We start from the raw sequence: 21,304 nt of genomic DNA on the forward strand, positions 1-21,304 counted from the left end.
GGGTCACCCCGGTCCTCGGCGGTCCGTCGTGAAATCGACTGCTAACTACCCCTGGTCCACTGCTGGTTGGTGCCTGTTCCGCAGGTGTACGTGATGATGGCGGTGCCGTTGGCGGTGGACGCGCCGTTCACGTCCAGGCACTTACCACTCGCGCGGGACTTGATGTTCACGTACGAGCCGGTGGTGGTCAGCGACCACTGCTGGCTCGTGGCGGACGCGCCGCAGTTCTCCTGGCTGATCGTGTTCGCGTTCTCCTGCACGCACAGGGAGCTGTTCCTGACCACCAGCTGGTAGTAGCCGCTGCCGACGGACTTGAACCAGTACTTCTGGTTGCCTCCGCCGTTGCAGTCGTACTGCTTGATCTGGGCGCCCTGCCACAGCGACTGGCTGGTCACGTCGGCGCACTTGGAGGAGTGCCTGGCGATCAGCGTGTTGTACGTGGCGCTGGTGCCGCCGACCGTCCCGGCCGCCGTGTCGACGGTGACCTCGGGGTACCAGGACAGGGACATCGTGGTGGAGCTCGGGAAGGTCAACGGCAGCCACACGTACCGCGAGTCGTTGACGGTCCCGCCGAAGGAGTTGCCCCAGCGGTCGCCCATGTAGAGGTAAGAGGTGCCCGAAGTCCCCTGCACCGGGAGGACGTACGCGGTCTGCGAGTTGTAGGCCGTGGAGTCGCCGACGTTCGTCATCGCGGTCCACGGGCCGGCGAGGGAGGTGGCGGTGGCGTACTGCTGCTGGTTGGCGTTCCAGCCGGTGGCGCCCGAGGTGAGCATGAAGTAGACGCTGCCCCGCTTGAACAGCGCCGGTGCTTCGCGGTGTCCACCGACCCACGGGTTGGCGACCAGGCTCGCGATGCCGGTGTAGTCGGCGGTGAGCTTGTAGATGTGCAGGTCGTAGTTCTCGTTGGCGGCCGAGACCATGTAGCCGGTGCCGTCGGTGTCGACGAAGGTCGTGATGTCGCGGGACATGTTGTCGCCCAGCGGGCGGAAGCTGCCCTGGTAGGTGTAGCTCCCGTCGACCGTGGAGGAGACGGCGACGGCCGCGCGGGCCTGGCTGTAGTCGGTGCCGTTCTCCTTGTGCATCCACATCACGAACTTGCCGGTGGACGCGTTGTAGACGACCTTGGGCCGCTCGATGTAGGCGGTCCCCAGCTCGGCGGCGCTGGACTGGGTCAGGACGTGGTTCCTGAACTCCCAGTTCTTCAGGTCGGTGGAGCGGTAGGCGTCCACGTACCGGAAGGTGTTGTCGGCGTTGCGGTCCTCGCCGAACCAGTAGTAGTAGGAGCCGACCTTAATGACCCCGCCGCCGTGGGCGTGCAGGGCGTTGCCCGAGGTGTCCGTGAACTGGACGCCGTTCGGGATGGTCAGCGGAGCGGCCTGGGCCGGTCCGGCGGTCACCAGGGCGCCGGCCAGGGCCAGACACAGGGCGAGCAGTACGGCGTATGCACGTCTCATGACGCGACCTCCGTGTTCGTGGCGGTGTCCGCCACCGGTATGCCGAAGTTCGGGGTGCCGTCCGCGTGCCAGCCGAGCTTCTGGACGCGGGTGTGGCGGTTGGGGTCGTTCAGCGGGTCGCCGACGATCTCCTTGTACTGGCGGGCGTGGTAGACGAGGACGTCACTGCGGCCGTCCTCGGCGACGGTGAAGCAGTTGTGGCCGGGGCCGTACTGCCTGGTGGTGTCGTTGCTGGTGAAGACCGGCGTCGGCGACTTGGACCAGCTCGCCGGGTTCATGAGGTCGGCGTCCGCGTCCACGGTGAGCAGGCCCATGCAGTAGTGGTAGTCGGTGGCGCTGGCCGAGTAGGACAGGAAGAGCCGGCCGTGGCGGGCGATGACCGAGGGCCCTTCGTTGACCTTGTAGCCGATGCACTCCCAGTCGTACTCCGGGGTGGAGAGCCGGATCTGAGGGCCGGTCAGGGTCCAGGGGTTCGCCATCCTCGACAGGAAGATGCCGGTGTTGTTGTCCAGGCCGGGCTCGTGCTGGGCCCAGGCGAGATAGCGGGTGCCCCGGTGGGAGAAGGTGGTGGCGTCCAGGGAGAAGGTCTCCCAGGCGGTCTTGATCTGGCCCTTCTCCACCCAAGTCCCCTTGAACGGATTGGGGTTGGAGTTCTCCAGGACCCAGATACGGATGTCCCACACGCTCTCGGCGGGCGCGGAGGCGAAGTAGATGTACCACTTGCCGCCCACGCGGTGGATCTCGGGCGCCCAGATGTGGGCGCCCATGCCACCGGTCGGGTGCTTGGTCCAGATGACGGACTCGTCGGCACTCGCGAGGCCGTTGATGGTGCGCGAGCGGCGCAGGACGATGCGGTCGTACTCGGGGACGGTGGCGGTGAAGTAGTAGTAGCCGTCGGAGTGACGGTGGATGTACGGGTCCGCGCGTTGGCGGACGAGCGGGTTCACGAAGGGCGCGGCCTTCTTCGGGCGCGGGGCGGCTTCGGCGGCTGTGGGGGTCACGGCCAGGGCGCCCGCGGCCAGGGCACCCTTCAGCAGCAGTCGTCGATGGGGGACTTCGGGGGCGCGGCTCATACGGACTGCCTCTCGGATGGGGGGTGTCCTGAGAGCGATGTTCGATATTGAGAACATCTGTTGTTATTACGAACAGCCGAAAGGTACGGCTGGGGAACCAGGAGGTCAACGGGTCGGACGCGATCAGAAGAAGGCGCTTTCTGCCTTCCAGATTTCTGTTATCGGTCCGACCTCCGCGCGTCTCCGATCATGTGCGCAGCCAAATCCACCAGACAGCAGCCGCCGTGGGTGCCCTCGTCACCCTCCTGGCCTGGGCTCCCCCGGCTCTGGCCGCCGGTCCCCGGGACGCCACCGCCGACGTCCTCGCGGACCGGGACGTCACCCTGACCGGCGACACGGTCGTCACCGTGCCGCCGGGGACGACGACGTACGACGGGGTCTTCCGCGGCCAGGGCACGCTCACCGTGCGCGGCAGCGGCACGCTGATCCTCACCAGGGACAGTGACTTCACGCTGCCCGGGTCCCGGCAGCGTCAGTCCGTGCGGACGCTCGGCGGCAACCACCCGTACGTCACCACGACCCGCCCGGACCCGCCCGCGGTCACGGTCGAGCGCGGGGCGACCCTCCAGTACGGCAACGGCGGGACGACCGGCCTGATCGGCCACTTCCCGTACAACACACCGACGTTCCGGCTGAACCAGGACAACATCCGGGTCGACGGCACCCTGCGGCTGTCCCTGAAGAGCGCCTACAACCTGGGCACCGTCAGCGGCTCCGGCCTGATCACCCAGCCGCGCTTCCTCTGGGGCACCTGGGACCTGACGTCCGGCCCGTTCGCGGGGGTCATCGACAACGGCACACAGGCCAACGCCGGGCGGCCCGAGTACGCGACCGCACTGCCGAACCTCCGCAAGGTGCTCAACCAGGGCACCTGGACCGTGGACACCCCGCTGGGGCAGACCGTCACCCAGCGGATGGACTTCTACCAGCGCGAGTACGGCAGTGACATCAACGTCCAGTCCCGGCCGGGCGGCAAGGTGATCCTCACGGGCCAGTACAGCTGGTCGAACCGGGGCGGCGACACCGACCCCTCGCTCAGCGACCCCGCCCTGAACTGGACGCCGGCCACCAAGAACGTCAACAAGCGCGGCACCAACATCAAGGGTGCGAACGTCCAGTGGGGAGACGGGACGACCCACAGGATCTTCATGCCGGGCACGGCACAGACGGTCTACATCAACCTGCTGGCCGCGCGCTCCCGTTCACTCCTGGCCTTCGACTACAACGGCCCGGTCACCCTGGGCGCCCCCATCGGCGGCGGCCGCTTCCACGACACCCTGTCTGCGCCCGGCGCGGGTGACATCGTCATCAAGGGGACGAAGGGCAATGACGTCGCCTTCGCGGCCGTCCAGTACTACGACGGCTCCACGACCGTCGAGAAGGGCGCCGTGCTCCGGCTCGGGAACGGCAGGTCCGGCGGCGACGGCGGCCTCTACACCGGGGGCGCCCACTACAAGGTCGTGAACGACGGCTCGCTCGTGCTCGACAACGCGGCCAAGTCCCTCACCCTGCCCCGGATCAGCGGCAGCGGCTCCCTCACCCAGGCGGGCAGGGCGACGACGACACTGACCGGAAGCGCGGTGACGTACTCGGGGACGACGACGGTCGAGAAGGGCACGCTCGCCCTGCGGTCCGGAGCAACTCTCGCTCACAGCAAGGGAATCCGGCTCACCTCGACGGCCGCACGTCTGGACGCGGGCTCGGCCGGCCTTCGCGTGGTCTCCTCGCTGTCCGGCAAGGGCACGGTGAAGGGCGCGGTCACCAACGAGGGTGTGGTGGCGGGCGGTCTCACGGTCAACGGCGGTTACACGCAGAGCGCGAAGGGTGAACTGGTCCTACGAGGCGCTCCGTTGAAGGTGACGGGCCCGGTACGGCTCGCCGGTGAGCTCGACTTCTCGGCAGCCGGGACCGACCCGGCGCGCAGGATCACCGTGCTGGACCACAAGGGCACGTCGAAGACCAAGGGTGCCTTCAAGGGGCTGAAGGAGGGCACGCGGCTCGAGCTCGCCGACACGACGTACCGGATCACCTATCGGGGCGGCGACGGCAACGACGTCGTACTGACCGCCGTCTCGGCAACCGCGTCCCCGAGCGTCCGCTCCGCCACGACGTCGGGGGCAGCGGCCGTGGCACCCCACGCCACGGCTGAGGTGTCCGAGGGGCTGGGCTGGTGGCCGTACCTCCTGGCGGTGGGGCTGCTGATCGGCCTGGTGATCCCGCCGACGGTGAGAAGGCAGGGCAGGCGGCAGCGGGGCGGACGCCATGCGGCGCAGTGATCGGTGCCGGGGCGGGGCGGGGCGGGAAGAGCCGGCCGCCCCTGGAGGGTGGGCCTGTCGTACGCGCCCGTCGATCGACCTGTGCTCGGCCGCCCTGCCTTCCTCGACCGTAGTTCCCGTGCCGGGCCTCCCCGGGCGGCCGCCCACGGTCCGGTGATGTCCTGGGTCCCGGTGAGGCCCTTGAGCGCCGCCGTCCGCTCCACGCGGGAACCCGGCCCGTGCCGGGGACGGGGCGGGCGGGGGATCTCCACCGCTTCAGCCGCCACGAGGCCGGTGTCCGGGTCGTGCCTGCGGGTGAAGCGTGGTCCCGCATGCTGGTCCCGGTGTTCGCGGACCGGACATCCGCGGCCGTCTTCCGGCCCTTCGGTTAGCGTCGAGGCATGACCAGCGACACCCCGGAAGTCCCCGACGCCCTCACCCGCCCCTTCGCCGAGGCCCTCGTGGCCGGCCCGGTCGTGCTCGACGGCGGCATGTCCAACCAGCTGGAGTCCGCCGGGCACGACCTGAGCGACGGACTGTGGTCGGCGCGGCTGCTCGCGGAGCGGCCCGAGGCGATCACCGAGGCGCATCTCGCGTACTACGAGGCGGGCGCCGACGTGGCGATCACGTCCAGCTACCAGGCCACCTTCGAGGGGTTCGCCCAGCGCGGGATCGAGCGCGCGAGGGCGGCCGAGCTCCTCTCCCTGAGCGTCGAGTTGGCGCGAGAGGCGACGCGGCAGGCCCGGGCGAAGGGGGTCCGGCGGCCGCTGTACGTGGCGGCCTCGGTCGGGCCGTACGGCGCGATGCTCGCGGACGGCTCGGAGTACCGGGGGCGCTACGGCCTGAGCGTGGCCGAGCTGGAGGCCTTCCACCGGCCCCGCCTCGAGGTGCTCGCGGCGGCCGGGCCCGACGTCCTGGCCCTGGAGACGATCCCCGACAGCGACGAGGCGCAGGCGCTGCTCGGCGCGATCCGTGGCCTCGGTGTCCCGGCCTGGCTCTCCTACTCCATCGCCGGCGACCGCACCCGGGCGGGCCAGCCCCTGGAGGAGGCGTTCGCCCTGGCCGCCGACGCGGACGAGATCATCGCGGTCGGCGTCAACTGCTGTGTGCCGGAGGACGTGGACCACGCGATCGAGACGGCCGCGCGGGTCACCGGCAAGCCGGTCGTCGTCTACCCCAACAGCGGGGAGTCCTGGAACGCGGGGGCGCGCCGCTGGGAGGGACGGTCCTCGTTCACGTCGGACGAGGTCATGGGGTGGAGGGAGTCGGGCGCACGGCTGATCGGGGGATGCTGCCGGGTGGGTCCTGAGGCGATCTCGGGGATTGCGGGAGCGGTGCGTTAGCGGGAGCGGTGCGTGTTTTCGCCCCCGGGGGCTGTTGTCCGGCGGCTGTTGCATTCGTCGTGGTTGCTCGCGTCCGCGCGGTTTGTCCGCCGGTCCGTTCGGGATGATTTGCCCCGGGCCCACCGGGTACTCGCCGTCGGGTACGACGCACGCGCTATCGCGGGAGGTACCCCATGGGCAAGCTGGGCGACATGGCGAACAAGGCCAAGGCAATGGCGAAGGGCCACCCGGACCAGGCCGACAAGGGCGTGACGCGCGCTGAGCGCATGGTCGACGAGCGGACCGGGAACAAGTACGACGCCCAGACCGACAAGGCCGCCGACACGGCCCGTCGCTCCTACCGGGACAGCGGTACGACGGAGCGCTGACGCGCATGACCGACCTTCGGCCCCCGGCGCACAGCGCCGGGGGCCGAAGACATGTGACCGGCACCGGGCCTTGGTAAGGGGTGACGGTCGTCAAGGACGAACCGGCCCGAGGTCGTCGTCCACTGCCCGCTGCGACAAGTCCACTCGGGCTGATCGAGAGGAGGGATCGGGGGTACACGGCCCGCATGGCACCGAAGAACGATCACTCCAAGCTCCAGCGCACGGTACGGCAGATGCGCCGCATCCGAGCCTTCTACGCGCTGGGCACTCTCCTCTGGGCGGCGACCGCCGCCTGGGGAGGCCGGCAGAACTTCGGCAGTCGGCAGATGTGGGTGCCCGTACTCCTCTTGGTCGTCTTCGCCGGCCTGCTGTCCGCGACGACCCTGTGGCTGCGGCAGCACCGGTCCGAGAACGCCGACCGGCCCGCCCACCACGCCGCTCCACGGAGGCCGGCCGTGCGTCGCCACGCGAGCGCCTGACCCGCGGACCTGCGGTTCCGGGTCCTGCGGACCTGCGGCGGCGCTCGGCCGGACACGAAGCCGTCGGCTTCGAGGGCCGCCACCCGTGGACGTTCTCCCAGGACACCTCCCGAGGCCTCCTCCCGCGCCCCTCGACCCCACCACACGCATCGCGCGGCGCAGGAGTTCCGACGGCGCCGACACTCGGCGGTCGGCGCCCGCTGAGGGACCGTCCGGGGGGTAGTCGCTTTCCATGACTGTCTACGGATTACACGCCTCGCACGAGCAGATTCCACCCGCGGATCTGCTCGACGCCGTGGTACGCGCGGAGCAGGCGGGCTTCACCGCCGCCATGTGCTCGGACCACTTCTCGCCGTGGAGCGTGCGTCAGGGGGAGTCCGGCTTCGCCTGGTCATGGCTCGGAGCCGCTCTCCAGGCCACCGACCAGGTGCCGTTCGGTGTGGTGAACGCGCCCGGCCAGCGCTACCACCCCGCCGTCGTCGCCCAGGCGATCGCCACGCTCGCGTCCATGAACCCGGGCCGGTTCTGGACAGCGCTCGGCACTGGAGAGGCCTCCAACGAACACATCACCGGCGCGGGCTGGCCCCGCAAGGACATCCGTTCCGCGCGCCTGCGGGAGTGCGTCGACGTCATCCGGGCGCTGCTGCGGGGCGAGGAGGTCAGCCACGACGGGCTGGTGACCGTGGACCGGGCCCGGCTGTGGACGCTGCCGCCCGAGGAACCGCCGCTGATAGGAGCCGCGTGCAGCACCGCCACCGCGGCCTGGTGCGCCGAGTGGGCGGACGGGCTGATCACGGTCAACGCCCCGCGCGAACGCCTGCGCGAGATCATCGGCGCGTACCGTGACGCGGGCGGCCGTGGACCCCTCCACCTCCAGGTGCACCTGAGCTGGGCGCCCGACGAGGCCGAGGCGCTCGCCCTCGCGCACGACCAGTGGCGGACCAACGTGCACGCTCCACCGGTCAGTTGGGACCTCGACTCCGCGGAACTGTTCGACGTCGTCAGCGAGCACGTCAGCCCCGAGCAGGTGGCGCGCACGGTCGACGTCTCCTCCGACCTCGGCCGGCACGCCGCCCGGCTCCAGGAGTACGCCGACCTGGGGTTCGACGCGGTGATGCTGCACCATGTGGGCCGGGAACAGGCCGCGTTCATCGACGCGTTCGGCGCCGACGTACTGCCGCGACTCGACGTGACCCGCCCGATCCCCGCCACGGCGAAGGAGTACCGATGCGTCTGACACGCACGTCCGACCTGTGGTGGAAGAACGCGGTGGTGTACTGCCTGGACGTCGAGACGTACCAGGACGGCAACGGCGACGGCATCGGAGACTTCGCGGGGCTCACCCAGCGCATCGATCACCTGGTGCGTCTCGGCGTGACCTGCGTGTGGCTGATGCCCTTCTATCCCACGCGGGAGCGCGACGACGGCTACGACATCACGGACTTCTACGGCGTGGACCCGCGCCTGGGCACCCTCGGCGACTTCGCCGAGTTCGTCCGCACCGCGCGCGACCGCGGCATCCGCGTGATCGCCGATCTCGTCGTCAACCACACCTCCGAGGACCACCCCTGGTTCCAGGACGCCCGCTCCGGCCGGGACTCCGCCCACCGCGACTGGTACGTCTGGAAGGACGAGCCACCAAAGGACGGTCCCCAGGGCGTGGTCTTCCCCGACGCGGAGGACAGCCTGTGGGAGTACGACGAGGGCAGCGGCCAGTACTACCTGCACCGCTTCTACAAGCAGCAGCCCGACCTCAACGTCGCCCACCCGGAGGTCCGTGACGAGATCGCCCGCATCATGGGCTTCTGGACCCAGCTCGGCCTGTCCGGCTTCCGGGTCGACGCCGTGCCCTTCCTGCTGGAGACCGACGGACAGAGCGACGCGGGGGAACTGCCCGACCCGCACGAGTACCTCGCCGACCTGCGTGCCTTCCTCGGCCGCCGCAACGGCGAGTCGGTCCTGCTCGGCGAGGTCAACCTGCCCTACGACGGCACCACGCGCTTCTTCGGCGACCCCTCCTCGGACCGCGGCGACGAACTCACCATGTGCTTCGACTTCGTCGCGATGCAGCAGATGTACCTGTCGATGGCACGCCACGACGCCAGGCCGCTGGCCGCCGCACTGCGCGACCGCCCGGCGGCGCCGCGCGACGCCCACTGGGCCGTGTTCGTGCGCAACCACGACGAACTCACCCTCGACAAACTCAGCGACGCCGAACGGGCCGAGGTCTTCGCGTCCTTCGGCCCGGAGAAGGACATGCAGCTGTACGACCGAGGGCTGCGCCGCAGGCTCCCGCCCATGGTCGACGGCGACCGACGCCGCGTCGAACTGGCCTACAGCCTGCTGTTCACCCTGCCGGGCACCCCCGTGCTCTTCTACGGCGAGGAACTCGGCATGGGCGAGAACCTGGCCGCGGAGGGACGCCAGGCCGTACGCACCCCGATGCAGTGGACCCCGGAGAAGGGCGCCGGGTTCTCCACCGCCGAGCCGGACGCCTTCCCCAACCCACTGGTGGAGGGCGCGTTCGGTCCCCGGAAGATCAACGTGTACGAGCAGAGCCGGGATCCCGGTTCGCTGCTCAGCCGCATGCGTCTGTTCATCGAGCGCTACCGGGAGGCCCCCGAACTGGCGTGGGGCGACTACCGCTTGCTGAACACGGGAGAGGACGCGGTCCTGGCGCACGTCTGCCGCGCCGGCGACGGCACCGTGCTGGCCGTGCACAACTTCGCGGACCGGCCTCACACCGTACGGCTGGAACTGGCCGAGGCCGGATCCGGCGGACGGCTGACAGACCTGCTCGACGAGGGACACACCGGTCTCAAGGCAGGCGAGGACGGCATGTTCCACGTCGACCTGCCCCCGTACGGCTATCGGTGGCTCCGCGTCGGCACCCCGGCGGACGACCCCGAAAGCATCGCGTCCGGCTGACAACCTGTGCGTGGCGGCCCCGAGCCGACGTCGCAGGCGGCCGTCGTCGTCGAACCGGTACACACCGCGCTGGGCCGTACGGCGGAGGACCCCGCCGAGCACCTCCTGCTGGGCACCCACGTGGTGGCCCGGGACTCGGTCGGGGCGACCGGCAGTTGAGGCCCGGGCCGCCCGCCTTCAGTGCCGCCGCGCGAGTCCCGAGCGCCGCAGCCGTCGTACGACCGAGCGCAGTTCCGCCGTGCGCGCCGGCCAGCCCTCCGCCGGTTCCGACACGGGCGCCGTCTCCTCGGTCGTCGGGTCCGCCGTCCACACCGCGAAATCGTCGTCCCGAGGGCCGGACGTGACGTAGGGGTCGCCCTTGCCGAAGATCTGCACGGGGTGGGTGGCGTCCCAGGGCCGCCAGCCGGGGTCGCCGTCTACGGCGAAGCGCACCCATGCCCCGTGCATGGCGTCGGCGAGTTCGGTCGGGGTGCCCTCGCCCGCGAGCTTGGCGGACTCGGGGGTGTCGCCGGTGTCGAAGACGAAGCCCAGCTCCAGGCCGTGGCAGGCGCCGAGGTGCGGCAGGTGGGAGGGCCAGGCGAACTCGTAGACGTACGACGTGCCCGGGCGGGCCTCGGCGAGGCGGTGCAGCGGGATGCGGAGCAGGTGGTCGGTGACCATCTGGCCGACGGTCTCGGCGGTGCCGGCGTCGGGGTGCAGGGCGCGGTAGCCGCGGACCACCTCGGAGCCGCAGTGGCAGCGGGCCATGGCACCGGCGAGGGCGACCGGGCCGAGCCGTTCGACGCGCTCCAGGAGGCCGCCGGGGACGAGCCACAGGCGGTACTCGTCGCTGGTCCAGCCCAGCATCAGTTCGACGTCCTTCGCGACGCCGGCACCCGGGTCGGTGAGCGCCTCCAGCGGATCACGGGGCACGAGGTCGCCGTCGACCACGATCCCGAACGCGGGGCCGCCGAGGACCGGGCTGTTGAGCCGGCCCACCTCGGCCTGGGTGCGCAGCAGCAGGTCACGGTCGATGTCGGCGAAGGCCGCCGCGGTCGCGGGGACCTTCAGCCGGGTGGCCATCCGGCGCACCATCCGCCGTACCTTGTCGCGGTCGCCCACCTCGGGCGGCCCGCTCTGGAGAACCGCACGCCGGACCAGTCCCCGGGCCTGCGGAGCGGCCAGCAGGGCGCCGGTGCTGATCGCGCCGGCCGACTGCCCGGCCAGCGTCACCCGCCCGGGGTCGCCGCCGAAGGCCTCGATCGCCGAGTGGACCCAGGTGAGCGCGGCGAGCTGGTCGCGCAGGCCGGCGTTGGCGGGGGCGTCCGGGAAGAGGCCGTAGCCCTCGACGCCGAGCCGGTAGTTGACCGAGACGAACACGACGCCGTCCCGGGCGAAGGAATGCCCGTCGTACACCGGCACCGCGGAGGATCCTCTGGTCAGGGCGCCGCCGTGCAGCCACACCAGGACCGGGAGGCGGGCTCCGGGGCCGGGTTCGGGGGTCCACACGTTGAGGTTGAGGCAGTCGTCGCCGGGCACGGACGGGTCGGAGAGGTACTGCGCGAAGGCGTCGGAGTACGGCGGTTTCGGCGCCGTCGGCCCGAAGTCGACCGTGTCGCGGACACCGTCCCAGGGCTCGGGCGGCTGCGGCGGCCGGAAGCGGCGGGGACCTAAGGGCGGGGCCGCGTACGGGATGCCCCGGAAAACCGCGACGCCGTCCTCGTACCGACCACGCACGTGCCCGTACGGCGTGCTGACCACGGGGTCCGACTGGACTCCTGTCATCCCCAGCCTCCTCAGCGCACTACTGCACCATGAACAACAGAGCACCACATTTCCGCTCCGTATTCCGGGGCAGAGCGCGCTTCGGCCGCTACTCGGCGTACATGGGGGTGCCGTGAATTCGCCGGATGAACTCATCCGCGCAGCCACCGAGAGCATCTCGGGCCGGCTCGCGGGAGAGAAGGGGCCCGCGGCAGCACTGCAATTCGACGTTTCGAAAGTCAGGAGGACCTGAAGACCCGCCAAGCCGGACCTCTTCCCGACTTCATCGGGCGAACCTAGGGTAGGAAGCGCTTACTATTTCCGCGCTGGTCGAAACTTTCATGGCCCTCGGGCGGGCCGGAGAGGTGGTTCCCGATGGTCCGCACGGGGAGTGCGAGCGTGGCGGCCGGTCCCACGCTGGCGGTCGTGGCCCGGGAGGCGGGTGTCTCGGTGCCGACCGCCTCCAAGGTGGTCAACGGCCGCGAGGACGTCGCTCCCGAGACCCGTCGCCGGGTCACCGAGGCACTGGACCGGCTGGGGTACGTCCGCAGACCGAGGTTCGACGCGGCGAAGTCGTCGGGCCTCGTCGACCTGGTCGTGCACTCCCTGGAGACCTCCTGGTCGGGGGCGGTGCTGCACGGGGTGGAGGCGGCCGCCCACGACGCGGGCCTGGAGGTCGTGGTCTCGGCCGGGCTGCCCCGGAACCGGGCGGGGCGCCCGGATCGCGGCTGGATGGACAAGCTCACCGCCCGCGGCTCCTCGGGGGTGCTGTTCAACCTGGCCGAGCTGACGTCGTCGCAGTACGGCTGGCTGGACCAGCAGCGCATCCCGTACGTTCTGATCGACCCGGATCTGGAGCCGCCGCCGGGCGTGGTCTCGGTGGGTGCGGCGAACTGGCAGGGCGGGGTGACCGCGACCGAGCACCTGCTCGCGCTCGGCCATGAGCGCATCGCGGTCGTCGCCGGTCACCAGCGCAGAATGTGCAGCAGCGCGCGCGTGGCGGGCTACCGTTCCGCGCTCGCCGCGGCGGGGATACGGCAGCGTCCCGAGTACGTCCGCCACGCCGGGTTCGACGAGAGCACGGCCCGCCGCCGCACGCTGGAACTCCTCGATCTGCCCGAACCGCCCACCGCGGTCTTCGTCTGCTCCGACCACATGGCCCTCGGCGTGTACGAGGCCCTGGCCGGACGCGGCCTGCGCGTCCCCGACGACATCAGCGTCGTGGGTTTCGACGACCTCCCCGAGGCCCGCTGGACCACTCCGGCCCTCACCACGGTCCGTCAGCCCCTGTCGGAGATGGCGGCGACGGCCCTGCGGCTGCTGGTGCGCATGGTGGAGGGCGACCGGCCGGAGAGCACCCGGACCGAGCTGTCGACGCGGCTGGTGGAGCGGGCCAGCACGGCCCCGCCGCGCGACTGACCGTCGACCGGCTGCAGGGGCCACCCACCGCCGGATTCGTTCAGCTTCGGTCATCCGCGGGCGAGGGGAACTGGCCGGGGCAAAGGGGCGTCGAACGATGCGGCGGGGAGGGGGCCGCTGCCCCTGCCGGGGCGGCGGCGAGCACTTGGGGGACGACCATGACGCGCTGGCGGCCGCTGCCGGACTCGCTTCCGAGGGAGGCGCGGCATCTCGTCGAGCAACTGCGGCACCTCAAGGACCGTGCGGATCTGAGCCTCGCCGAGCTGGCCCGGCGCACCGCGTACAGCAAGTCGTCCTGGCAGCGGTATCTCAGCGGGGCCAAGCAGCCGCCGCGGGGTGCGGTGCAGGCGCTGTGCCGGGTGGCGGGCGCGGACCATGCGCGGCTGCTGGCGCTGTGGGACCTGGCCGACCCGGTGTGGCCGTACGGTACGCCGGTGACCGCGGTCGTGCCGGAGGTGGCGGTGGCGGTTCCGGCCGGTCTCGAGTACCGGTGGTGGCGTGCGGCGGCGCTGGTCGCCTTCGCCGTCATCGTGCTGCTGGTGGCGGGGTTGTTGTGGGCGTGGCCGTCGGGGCGCGGGTGACCGTGGGGCCGCCCGCTCCCCCGCCGGCCGGGGTCAGCCGACCTGGTCGTAGTACGCGTTCCGCCAGGCGCCGGTGCCCTTGAGCTTCACCCGGTACTTGCCGCTGACCCGCTTGAAGTCGACGTCCCGCTGGTCGCCGTCGTAGCGGACCTGGCCGCCCGAGAAGGGGCCGTGGAGCCACTGCTGGGCGAACTCCCAGCTCTGGTCGGTGACCACGCCGTCGTTCTCCGTGAGGCCGTAGCGCTCCTGCCACCACTGGGTGGCCGACTCGGTCCGCGCGCCGAAGGCACCGTCGATCTGGTTCCTGGAGTAGGTGTGCCAGTCCCCGTCCTCGTCCTGCCACTTGGCGCCGTCCGCGTACAGGACGGACTGCCACAGGGCCGTGGCGTTGCCGTTGGTGTGGTCGTCGACGCTCAGGTTCTCCTCGTCCTGCCAGTCGTCGCTGACCACGCCGTTGCCGTCGATGCCGTGGTACGAGTCCGCCTCGGCCGCCGGCGCCACGGCCAGGCCGAGTGTCCCGGCGCCCAGCAACGCGGCCGTCACCGTCGCGACGGCCCGCTTGCGCATGCTCATGGAAGTCTCCCTTTCCGAACCGCCGTGGTTCCCCCCGTGGTTCCCCCTGGGGCGGTTCGCTCCGCTCGAACACGGCACAGCCTCACAGGGCCGGGGTGCACACGGCGAGGGCTGCCGCCGTCCCCGGACCGGCCGGGGACGGTCCGTGCCGGGTACGGCGGTGCGGTCCGGGAGCGCGGGCCGTACGGGGACCTGCCGGGACGGGACGGGACGGGCTCAGGCCCCGCTCCGCCCCAGGCGTGCCGCCCAGGTGATCCCGCCGAGCAGATGGGCCCGGAAGTCCGGGTCCGCGTACGCCTCGGCGGCATGCCCGAGCGCGGTGTAGAAGACCCGGCCCGCGCCCTGCTCCCGGCACCAGACCAGCGGATGGTCGGCGCCCATGCCGCCGCCTTCGTACGAGGACTCGTCGGCGCACGCCAACACCCGTACGGACCCTCGGGGGTTGGTCCGGAAGTCGTACCACTCGTCGGTGAACTCCCATACCGCGGGGAGGTGATGGGTGGCCGGGTGGTCGCGGTCCTCGACGCGGACCCTGCCGGGCTGGAACGCGGGGTGCCTGTCGAACCGGGCGCCCAGCAGCTCGCCGTAGTAGGGCCAGGTGTACTCGGTGCAGGCGGCCGCGTGCACCCCGACGAATCCGCCGCCCGACTCCACGTGAGCGGCCAGCCGCTCGCGCCCGGCCGGGGTGAGGATCTCGCCGCTGGTGGAGAGGAAGACGACGGCGGCGTACCGGTCCAGGGGCCGCTCCAGGGCCGCCGGGTCCTCACTCGCGTCCACCTCGAAGCCTCCCAGGGCACGGAGGGCGTCGACGGCGGCCGGGATGGAGTCGTGACGGTAGGCGGTGGTGCGGGTGTGGACGAGGAGTCGGGGAGCCATGGTCCCGAGCGTAGGCCGCTCTCGGGTGCGCCCGCCGAAGGGTGCCCGGTTCCGGGCGACACCGACTGTCGGGAGATCATCGGCCCGGGCCCGGAACGGTCGGATCCGATGAGCCCGCGCCCCTTCGGCGTCGCCACGCTGTCCGGCGCCCGCTGTCACCTGGGCGATCAGGCCGCCCGAGCCGGCCGCGGTGGTGGCGGCGGCCCGGGCCCGCTGGTGACGACCCGGCCAGATCCGCCCCCTCCGCATCGCCCCCGGCCGGTGGCCTTCGGCCGGTGTGTCCGATTCCTTCAAGACCGGGCGTCGAGGCGCTGCCTACGGTGGGGGCATGACTCCACGATTCGATGCCATCGGTCTGGTGGCCTCCGACATGGCCGCTTCCGTCGCCTTCTACCGGCGGCTCGGGTTTCCGTTCCCCGAGGGGACCGAGTCGCAGCCGCACGCGGAGGCCGAACTGCCGGGCGGGGTGCGGCTGATGCTGGACACCGAGGAGACGGTCCGCTCCTTCCACCCCGGGTGGCGGGCGCCGGCCGGCGGCAGCCGCACCGCGCTCGCGCTGCGCTGCGACAGCCCGGCCGAGGTCGACGCCGTGTACGAGGAGCTGGTCGGCGAGGGTTTCCACGGTGAGCTCAAGCCGTGGAACGCCGACTGGGGCCAGCGGTACGCGTCCCTGCACGACCCCGACGGCAACGGCGTCGACCTGTACGCCCCGCTAGCCGACGGCGAGTAGTCGCCCCAGCGGCACGCCCGCCAACTCCCTTACTTCCCGCGCGAGATGGGCCTGGTCGGCGAATCCGCACCGCGCCGCCGTCTCCGCGAACGGCACTCCGGCCCCGGCCAGCGCGAGGGCTCGCCGCAGCCGCAGGATCCGGGCCAGCGTCTTCGGCCCGTACCCGAAGGCCACGAGCGACCTGCGGTGCAACTGCCGCGCCCCGAGGCCGATTTCGTCGGCAACCGCGGCGACGGGGCGGCCCGCGTCGAGAGCGGTGACGAGTGCGCGCAGAAGGGGGTCGGGAGGGGCCGCGCGCTCCAGGACGATGTCTTCGAGTGCCGTGGCGGGGTCAGGGGCCCGTCCGATACGGCTCCGCAGCCGCCGTACCTCCGACGCCGGCCAGAGATCGGCCAACTCCACCCGCCGGTCCCGCAGTTCATGGGCGGGCACGCCCAGGAAGGCGGGCGCGGAACCGGGGTGGAAGCGCAGGCCGGTCCAGGTACGGGGGGCGCCGGCGGGGACGTACGCGCGGGTGTCGGGTCCGGCGACGAGCAGTCGCCCTTCGGTCCAGAGCAGATCCATGCACCCGTCGGGCAGGACGCGTCCGGACCCGTCACCGGTCCAGACGACGGCACCGGCGAGCCGGGACGGCCGTTCCGTGTACACGTCCCCAGGCTACGGCGGGCCGGCCCGCAGCCGGAACTCCTGCGGACTGACTCCGTACGTCCTTTTGAAGGCACTGGAGAGGGCGAACGCGCTTGCGTAGCCCACCTGCCGGGCGATCGCCTCCAGCGTCGTGTCCCCCTCCCGCAGCCGGTCCGCCGCCGACGCCAGCCTCCACCCGGTCAGATATGTCATCACCGGCTCCCCCACCAGGTCGCTGAACCGCCGGGCCAGTGCCGCGCGCGACACTCCCGCCTTGGCGGCCAGGGACGCCACCGTCCACGGATGCGCGGGGTCGTCCTGCATCAGCCGCAGCACCCGTCCCACGACCGGGTCCGCCAGCGCCGCGTACCAGGCGGGCGCCTCCGCCTCGGGCCGCGAGAACCAGGCCCGCAGCGCCGCGATGACCAGCAGGTCCAGCATCCGGTCCAGGACGACCTCCTGACCCGGCTCGTCGCGCACGATCTCCTCCATGAGGAGGGGGGTCAGCGGGCACTCCCACACGTCGGTGGTGAGCGACAGCAGGGGCGGCAGCGCGTCCAGGAGCCGGTTGCTGATCTCGCCGTCCATCAGGTACGTCCCGATGAGGATGACGGTCTCGCCGTCGAGCCGGTCGCCCCAGGTGCGCACCCCGAGGTCCATGGAGCCGTTCAGTTCCCGCCCGTCGGGGTGGCGGCACTCCCCGCCGGGCAGGATCAGCGCCTGCGGGGCCGTGCCGGGGTCGTCGGCGCAGGTGTAGGGGTCGGGGCCGCGGGCGATGGCGAGATCGCCGGGACGCAGCCGGACCGGCTCGCCGGAGTCGGGCACGATCACGGCTTGCCCGCGGACCAGCAGCATGACCGTCAACGGCGCCCGGTCCTCCACCCGCACCGCCCACTGCGGGTCGAAACACGCGCGGATCATGAAGGCGCCACGCGCCCGCGGTCCTTCCAGCAGGCCTGCCAGAGCGTCCATGCGGCCAGCGTAGACGCGCACGCATGGGAATGAGCCGTTCAGCGATGGTCCCTTGCCCGGCACGGGAGTTGACTCGACGGCATGACGGAGAACACGCGGAAGACGACGGTGGTGGTGACCGGTGCCTCGGGTCGTACGGGCAGCCGGGTGGCGCGGTCCGCGCAGGCCGCGGGGCTGACGGTGCGGGCGGCCTCGCGGGCGCACGGGTTCGACTGGCAGGACCGGTCGACGTGGGCGAAGGTGCTGCGGGGCGCGGACGCGGCGTATCTGGTGCACCCCTCGGACATCGGCGCCCCCGGGGCCGCCGAGGCGGTCGGGGCGCTCGCGCGGGAGGCGGTGGGGGCCGGCGTACGGCGGCTGGTGCTGTTGTCGTCGCGGGGGCAGGACCGGGCGCGGGACGCGGAGGAGGCGCTGCACGCGTCGGGGGCCGACTGGACGGTCGTACGGGCCGCGTGGTTCGCGCAGAACTTCAGCGAGGGGCCGCTGGTGGAGGAGCTGCGGCTGCGCGGGGAGCTGGTGTTTCCGGCGGGTGAGGTGCGGGAGCCGTTCGTGGATGTGCGGGACGTCGGGGACGTGGTGGTAGCCGCACTGTCGGCGGGCGACCGGTACGCCGGGGAGACGATCGCCGTGTCGGGGCCGCGGCTGCTCTCCTTCGGCGAGGCGGTCGCGGAGATCGCGAAGGCGACGGGGCGCGAGCTCTCGTACCGGGCGGTGTCGCCGCGGGAGTACGGGGAGAACCTGCTCGGGTTCGGGGTGCCGGCGAAGGAGGTGGAGGCGCTGGTGGAGGCGTTCGCCCAGCTGCTGGACGGGCGCAACGCGCATCTGTCGCAGGGGGTGCGGGAGGTTCTGGGCCGGGAGCCGCGGGACTTCACGGAGTTCGCGCGGGAGGCGGCGGCGACGGGCACCTGGACGGCGTGAGCGGTACGCCGCCGGCGGCGTACCCCTGTCAGGAGCCTTCCGGCTTCTGCGGGGGATGCGTCGTCTTCGCGTGAGCCCGGAGGCGGGAGGTCACGTCCTCCGGGGGCAGGAACCGCGACCAGCGCTCCGGGAACTCCGAGGGCATGTCGGGGTCGTCCGGGTCGGGGTCGTTGTGGAGGGCCGCCGCGCGGGCCACGTAGTGCGCCACCTGCGCCTCGCGCACCCGCTCGTTCGCCGCACGCGCCGCCGCCGTGGCCGCGGCCGGCCACACGCGGTCGATCGCGGCGTTCATCGCGGCGCCCACCAGGACCGCGAAGGCCGACACGCCGATCCACAGCAGCACCGCCACCGCGGCGGCGAGCGAGCCGTAGATCGTCGCACCCTCGATGGTGCTCTGCAGGTAGATCCGGAGCAGGAAGCTTCCCAGCACCCACATCGCCAGGGCCACCAGTGCGCCCGGGACGTCCTCGATCCACGGTGAGCGCACCGGTACCGACACGTGGTACAGCGTGGTCAGGAAGGCGATGGACAGGATGATCACCACGGGCCAGTACAGGACCTGGACGACCGTCGTCGACCACGGCACGATCCGTACGACCGCGTCCGGCCCCGCCACCATCAGCGGCAGCGCCACCGAGCCGATCAGCAGTGCGGCGACGAACAGCGCGAACGCCACGAGGCGGGTCTTGACGATGCCGCGGACCCCGTCGAGGCCGTACATGACAGTGATGGTGTCGATGAAGACGTTCACCGCGCGCGACCCGGACCACAGGGCGAACAGGAAGCCGACGGAGATGACGTCGGGGCGGCCGCCCTTCATCACGTCGTCGAGGATCGGCTGGGCGATCTGCCGCACCCCCTTGTCGGACAGGACCGTGCGCGCGGCGTCCAGGAGGTTGGCCTCCAGGCTGCTGATGCTGTCAGTGCCGGTCCAGTCGTCGACGTAGCCGAGCAGTCCGATGAGGCTGAGCAGCAGCGGCGGTACGGACAGCAGCGAGAAGAAGGCGGCCTCGGCGGCGAGCCCGAGGATGCGGTACTCGATGCACGAGTTGACGGTGTCCTTGACCAGCAGCCAGGCGGTCCTGCGCTTCGACACGTTCCGGTAGAGGGCACGGGCCCGGTGGAGCCGGCCGGAGGGTGGCTGAGGGGATTCGCTTGCTGCCTGCACGACCTAAAGGTATCCGCCGTGGGAGCGTGCACTCATCCCCCCGTCCCGGTCCGGGGCACGCCCGTGCGGGGAACGCCCGCTCGTGTTCGGTTTCGTCATACCGCGGAAAACACCGGGCAACTGCGCGGAAATCACCAAGGAAATCGAACCCTTTTTCTGTCATGCACCCGCTGGCCGAATTTCGCGGCCCCGGGAACCGGAATACCGGGTGACATATGCACCGTCCATGAGGTGAGTTCCCCGGTGGCGTCACCGAGCGCCACGAACGAGTCATGACACCGGCGAACGGTCGACCAGCAAGAAACCGCCATTGACTGAAATGTGCTTGACCCGTTCATGAGCCCGTCGAAACAATTCGGATTGCATTCTCAGGGCCCTGACCAAGGCCCGAGCCGACCACACCGCCCCCCGTCACGTGGTCCCTCCAGCCGCATACCGAACCGCTCCTTCTCTCATTCCATTCCGTGTCTCGCGGCACTTCTCTTTCTTCCGGAACACCGGAACCACGGGGGTTCTTCTTTCCCGATTTCGGCGCGCGGTGAACAGCGCCCGATATTCCGCCGTATCCCACCCTGGAGAATTTTCATGCCTGTTCCGAACGTGCCGAAGCAAGCCGTGCCGCGCATCGCGGGAGTCGATGTGGCACGGGGCCTGGCCCTGCTCGGAATGTTCTCCGTTCACGTGTTCGGCGCGTTCGACGAGGCCGGATCGCCCACGCCCGCCTGGATGTTCGCGGGCGGCCGTTCCTCGGCGACGTTCGCCGTGACGGCCGGGATCGGTCTGGCCTTCACGACCGGCGGGCGCCGGCCCGCGACCGGGCGGCCCGCGGCCGTCGCGGTGGCCGCACGGGCCGGTGTCATCGCGCTGATCGGACTGCTCCTCGGCTTCGCCTCACGCGCGGCGGACCTGGACGTCGACGTGATCCTGGTGTTCTACGCCCTGTTGTTCCTGATCGCGATCCCGCTTCTGGACCTCGCCCCGCGAACCCTGGCGGGTCTCTCCCTGACCCTGGCCGTCGGGGCGCCGTTCGCCGTCCACGCACTGCGGGGCGTCCTGCCCGAGCCCGCGTTCGACGGCGACCCGACCCTCCCGGACGTGGTCACCGATCCGCTCGGCCTGGTGTCGGACCTGCTGGTGCACGGCGACTACCCGGTGCTCGCCTGGACCGCCTATCTGTGCGCAGGACTCGCGCTGGGCCGACTGGACCTGACGTCACGCAAGGTCGCGCCCCGGCTCCTCGGAGGCGGCCTCGCGCTCGTGGCCGGGGTCTGGCTGGCGTCGTCCCTGGTCCTGTTCCGGTTCGACGGGCTGCGGCACCTGTGGCGCGCGGAGTTCCCGGGCGCCTCCCGCGCCGAGGCCCTGTGGGACAGCCCGGACGGCGTGACGTGGTGGGCGCTGCTGTCCCGCGCGCCGCACTCGACGACCCCCTTCGACCTGCTCCTCACCCTGGGCTCGGCCGCGGCGATCCTCGGCGGCGCCCTGCTGCTGACCAGGAGCGCCCCTCTCACGCGGGCGCTCGCGCCGCTCGCGGCGGCGGGCAGCATGCCGCTGACCCTGTACGCCGCCCATGTGCTCCTACTCGCCACCGGTGCGCTCTCCGGCTCCCCCGGGCTCCTCTACGCCGTCATGACCACCGGAGCGCTCCTCTTCGCCCTCTCGTGGCGGCACGTCGGGCGTGGCCCGCTGGAAACGGTCGTCGCAGGCGCAGCCCGGCGGTGTCGCGAGGCCGTAACACCACCGCGGCCCCCGGAACCGGTGGAGCGCCCGGCCCGACTTAGCAGGCACACGGAATAGTCC

General features: G+C 71.5%; 20 protein-coding genes. 12 read left to right on the forward strand and 8 right to left on the reverse strand.

The window, feature by feature from the left end; translation table 11 throughout:
• Window positions 1-41: 41 nt before the first annotated feature.
• Both ACZ39I_RS29500 and ACZ39I_RS29505 read right to left on the reverse strand, forming a co-directional pair.
• Window positions 42-1,454 (reverse strand): RICIN domain-containing protein, encoded by a 1,413-nt coding sequence (locus ACZ39I_RS29500; RefSeq protein WP_467247756.1) that lies wholly within the window; start codon window positions 1,452-1,454, stop codon window positions 42-44.
• Window positions 1,451-2,527: a glycoside hydrolase family 43 protein gene (locus ACZ39I_RS29505; RefSeq protein WP_467247758.1), complete on the reverse strand. Its 1,077-nt coding sequence runs from the start codon at window positions 2,525-2,527 to the stop codon at window positions 1,451-1,453. Before ACZ39I_RS29505 ends, ACZ39I_RS29500 begins: the two co-directional genes overlap by 4 nt.
• A 191-nt stretch (window positions 2,528-2,718) precedes the next feature.
• Here ACZ39I_RS29505 and ACZ39I_RS29510 point away from each other — a divergent pair, with 191 nt between their 5' ends.
• The 7 genes from ACZ39I_RS29510 to ACZ39I_RS29540 all read left to right on the forward strand — a co-directional run bounded on the left by ACZ39I_RS29510 (window position 2,719) and on the right by ACZ39I_RS29540 (window position 10,059).
• Entirely contained in the window at window positions 2,719-4,803 is a 2,085-nt protein-coding gene (locus ACZ39I_RS29510) for an autotransporter (RefSeq protein ID WP_467247759.1), read from the forward strand.
• Between the two features lie 380 nt (window positions 4,804-5,183).
• The gene (gene mmuM, locus ACZ39I_RS29515) at window positions 5,184-6,125 is read left to right on the forward strand and encodes a homocysteine S-methyltransferase (RefSeq protein ID WP_467247760.1); all 942 of its coding nucleotides are present in this window, start codon (window positions 5,184-5,186) and stop codon (window positions 6,123-6,125) included.
• 173 nt (window positions 6,126-6,298) lie between these two features.
• Window positions 6,299-6,493, forward strand: a complete 195-nt coding sequence (locus tag ACZ39I_RS29520) for an antitoxin (RefSeq protein ID WP_467247761.1) — start codon at window positions 6,299-6,301, stop codon at window positions 6,491-6,493.
• 185 nt (window positions 6,494-6,678) lie between these two features.
• Complete coding sequence (locus ACZ39I_RS29525) at window positions 6,679-6,972, forward strand: hypothetical protein (RefSeq protein ID WP_467247762.1); 294 nt, start codon at window positions 6,679-6,681, stop codon at window positions 6,970-6,972.
• A 232-nt stretch (window positions 6,973-7,204) separates the two neighbouring features.
• The gene (locus ACZ39I_RS29530) at window positions 7,205-8,209 is read left to right on the forward strand and encodes a TIGR03885 family FMN-dependent LLM class oxidoreductase (protein ID WP_467247764.1); all 1,005 of its coding nucleotides are present in this window, start codon (window positions 7,205-7,207) and stop codon (window positions 8,207-8,209) included.
• On the forward strand, window positions 8,200-9,900 hold the full coding sequence (locus tag ACZ39I_RS29535; protein ID WP_467247765.1) for an alpha-amylase family protein: 1,701 nt from the start codon (window positions 8,200-8,202) through the stop codon (window positions 9,898-9,900). The genes ACZ39I_RS29530 and ACZ39I_RS29535 overlap by 10 nt, the downstream gene beginning before the upstream one ends.
• Window positions 9,901-9,906: 6 nt before the next feature.
• Entirely contained in the window at window positions 9,907-10,059 is a 153-nt protein-coding gene (locus ACZ39I_RS29540) for a hypothetical protein (RefSeq protein WP_467247766.1), read from the forward strand.
• Window positions 10,060-10,077: 18 nt separating this feature from the next.
• On the opposite strand, the gene ACZ39I_RS29545 is transcribed toward ACZ39I_RS29540, so the two are convergent.
• Window positions 10,078-11,664 (reverse strand): carboxylesterase/lipase family protein, encoded by a 1,587-nt coding sequence (locus tag ACZ39I_RS29545; protein WP_467247767.1) that lies wholly within the window; start codon window positions 11,662-11,664, stop codon window positions 10,078-10,080.
• A 354-nt stretch (window positions 11,665-12,018) separates the two neighbouring features.
• Here ACZ39I_RS29545 and ACZ39I_RS29550 point away from each other — a divergent pair, with 354 nt between their 5' ends.
• Window positions 12,019-13,062 (forward strand): LacI family DNA-binding transcriptional regulator, encoded by a 1,044-nt coding sequence (locus ACZ39I_RS29550; protein WP_467247769.1) that lies wholly within the window; start codon window positions 12,019-12,021, stop codon window positions 13,060-13,062.
• Window positions 13,063-13,220: 158 nt separating this feature from the next.
• Entirely contained in the window at window positions 13,221-13,643 is a 423-nt protein-coding gene (locus ACZ39I_RS29555) for a helix-turn-helix domain-containing protein (RefSeq protein ID WP_467247771.1), read from the forward strand.
• A 33-nt stretch (window positions 13,644-13,676) separates the two neighbouring features.
• Here the strand turns inward: ACZ39I_RS29555 and ACZ39I_RS29560 are convergent, their stop codons facing one another.
• Both ACZ39I_RS29560 and ACZ39I_RS29565 read right to left on the reverse strand, forming a co-directional pair.
• A complete protein-coding gene (locus ACZ39I_RS29560) occupies window positions 13,677-14,216 on the reverse strand; it encodes a peptidoglycan-binding domain-containing protein (protein WP_467247772.1) in 540 nt (179 codons plus the stop codon).
• Window positions 14,217-14,432: 216 nt separating this feature from the next.
• Complete coding sequence (locus ACZ39I_RS29565) at window positions 14,433-15,092, reverse strand: ThuA domain-containing protein (RefSeq protein ID WP_467247773.1); 660 nt, start codon at window positions 15,090-15,092, stop codon at window positions 14,433-14,435.
• A gap of 328 nt (window positions 15,093-15,420) precedes the next feature.
• Here ACZ39I_RS29565 and ACZ39I_RS29570 point away from each other — a divergent pair, with 328 nt between their 5' ends.
• Window positions 15,421-15,822 carry a VOC family protein gene (locus ACZ39I_RS29570; RefSeq protein ID WP_467247774.1) on the forward strand — a complete coding sequence of 134 codons (402 nt, stop codon included), beginning with the start codon at window positions 15,421-15,423 and terminating at the stop codon, window positions 15,820-15,822.
• On the opposite strand, the gene ACZ39I_RS29575 is transcribed toward ACZ39I_RS29570, so the two are convergent.
• Both ACZ39I_RS29575 and ACZ39I_RS29580 read right to left on the reverse strand, forming a co-directional pair.
• Window positions 15,805-16,470, reverse strand: a complete 666-nt coding sequence (locus ACZ39I_RS29575) for a helix-turn-helix domain-containing protein (RefSeq protein WP_467247775.1) — start codon at window positions 16,468-16,470, stop codon at window positions 15,805-15,807. The two genes, ACZ39I_RS29570 and ACZ39I_RS29575, sit on opposite strands and share 18 nt — an antisense overlap.
• A 9-nt stretch (window positions 16,471-16,479) precedes the next feature.
• Entirely contained in the window at window positions 16,480-17,421 is a 942-nt protein-coding gene (locus ACZ39I_RS29580) for an AraC family transcriptional regulator (RefSeq protein WP_467247776.1), read from the reverse strand.
• An 81-nt stretch (window positions 17,422-17,502) separates the two neighbouring features.
• Here ACZ39I_RS29580 and ACZ39I_RS29585 point away from each other — a divergent pair, with 81 nt between their 5' ends.
• Window positions 17,503-18,339 (forward strand): NmrA family NAD(P)-binding protein, encoded by an 837-nt coding sequence (locus tag ACZ39I_RS29585; protein ID WP_467247777.1) that lies wholly within the window; start codon window positions 17,503-17,505, stop codon window positions 18,337-18,339.
• 28 nt (window positions 18,340-18,367) lie between these two features.
• Here the strand turns inward: ACZ39I_RS29585 and ACZ39I_RS29590 are convergent, their stop codons facing one another.
• Entirely contained in the window at window positions 18,368-19,507 is a 1,140-nt protein-coding gene (locus ACZ39I_RS29590; RefSeq protein ID WP_467247778.1) for a YihY/virulence factor BrkB family protein, read from the reverse strand.
• Window positions 19,508-20,092: 585 nt separating this feature from the next.
• On the opposite strand from ACZ39I_RS29590, the gene ACZ39I_RS29595 reads away from it, so the two are divergent.
• Window positions 20,093-21,301, forward strand: a complete 1,209-nt coding sequence (locus tag ACZ39I_RS29595; RefSeq protein WP_467247779.1) for a heparan-alpha-glucosaminide N-acetyltransferase domain-containing protein — start codon at window positions 20,093-20,095, stop codon at window positions 21,299-21,301.
• Window positions 21,302-21,304: the final 3 nt, after the last annotated feature.

Source organism: Streptomyces sp. NPDC024687, assembly GCF_055559055.1.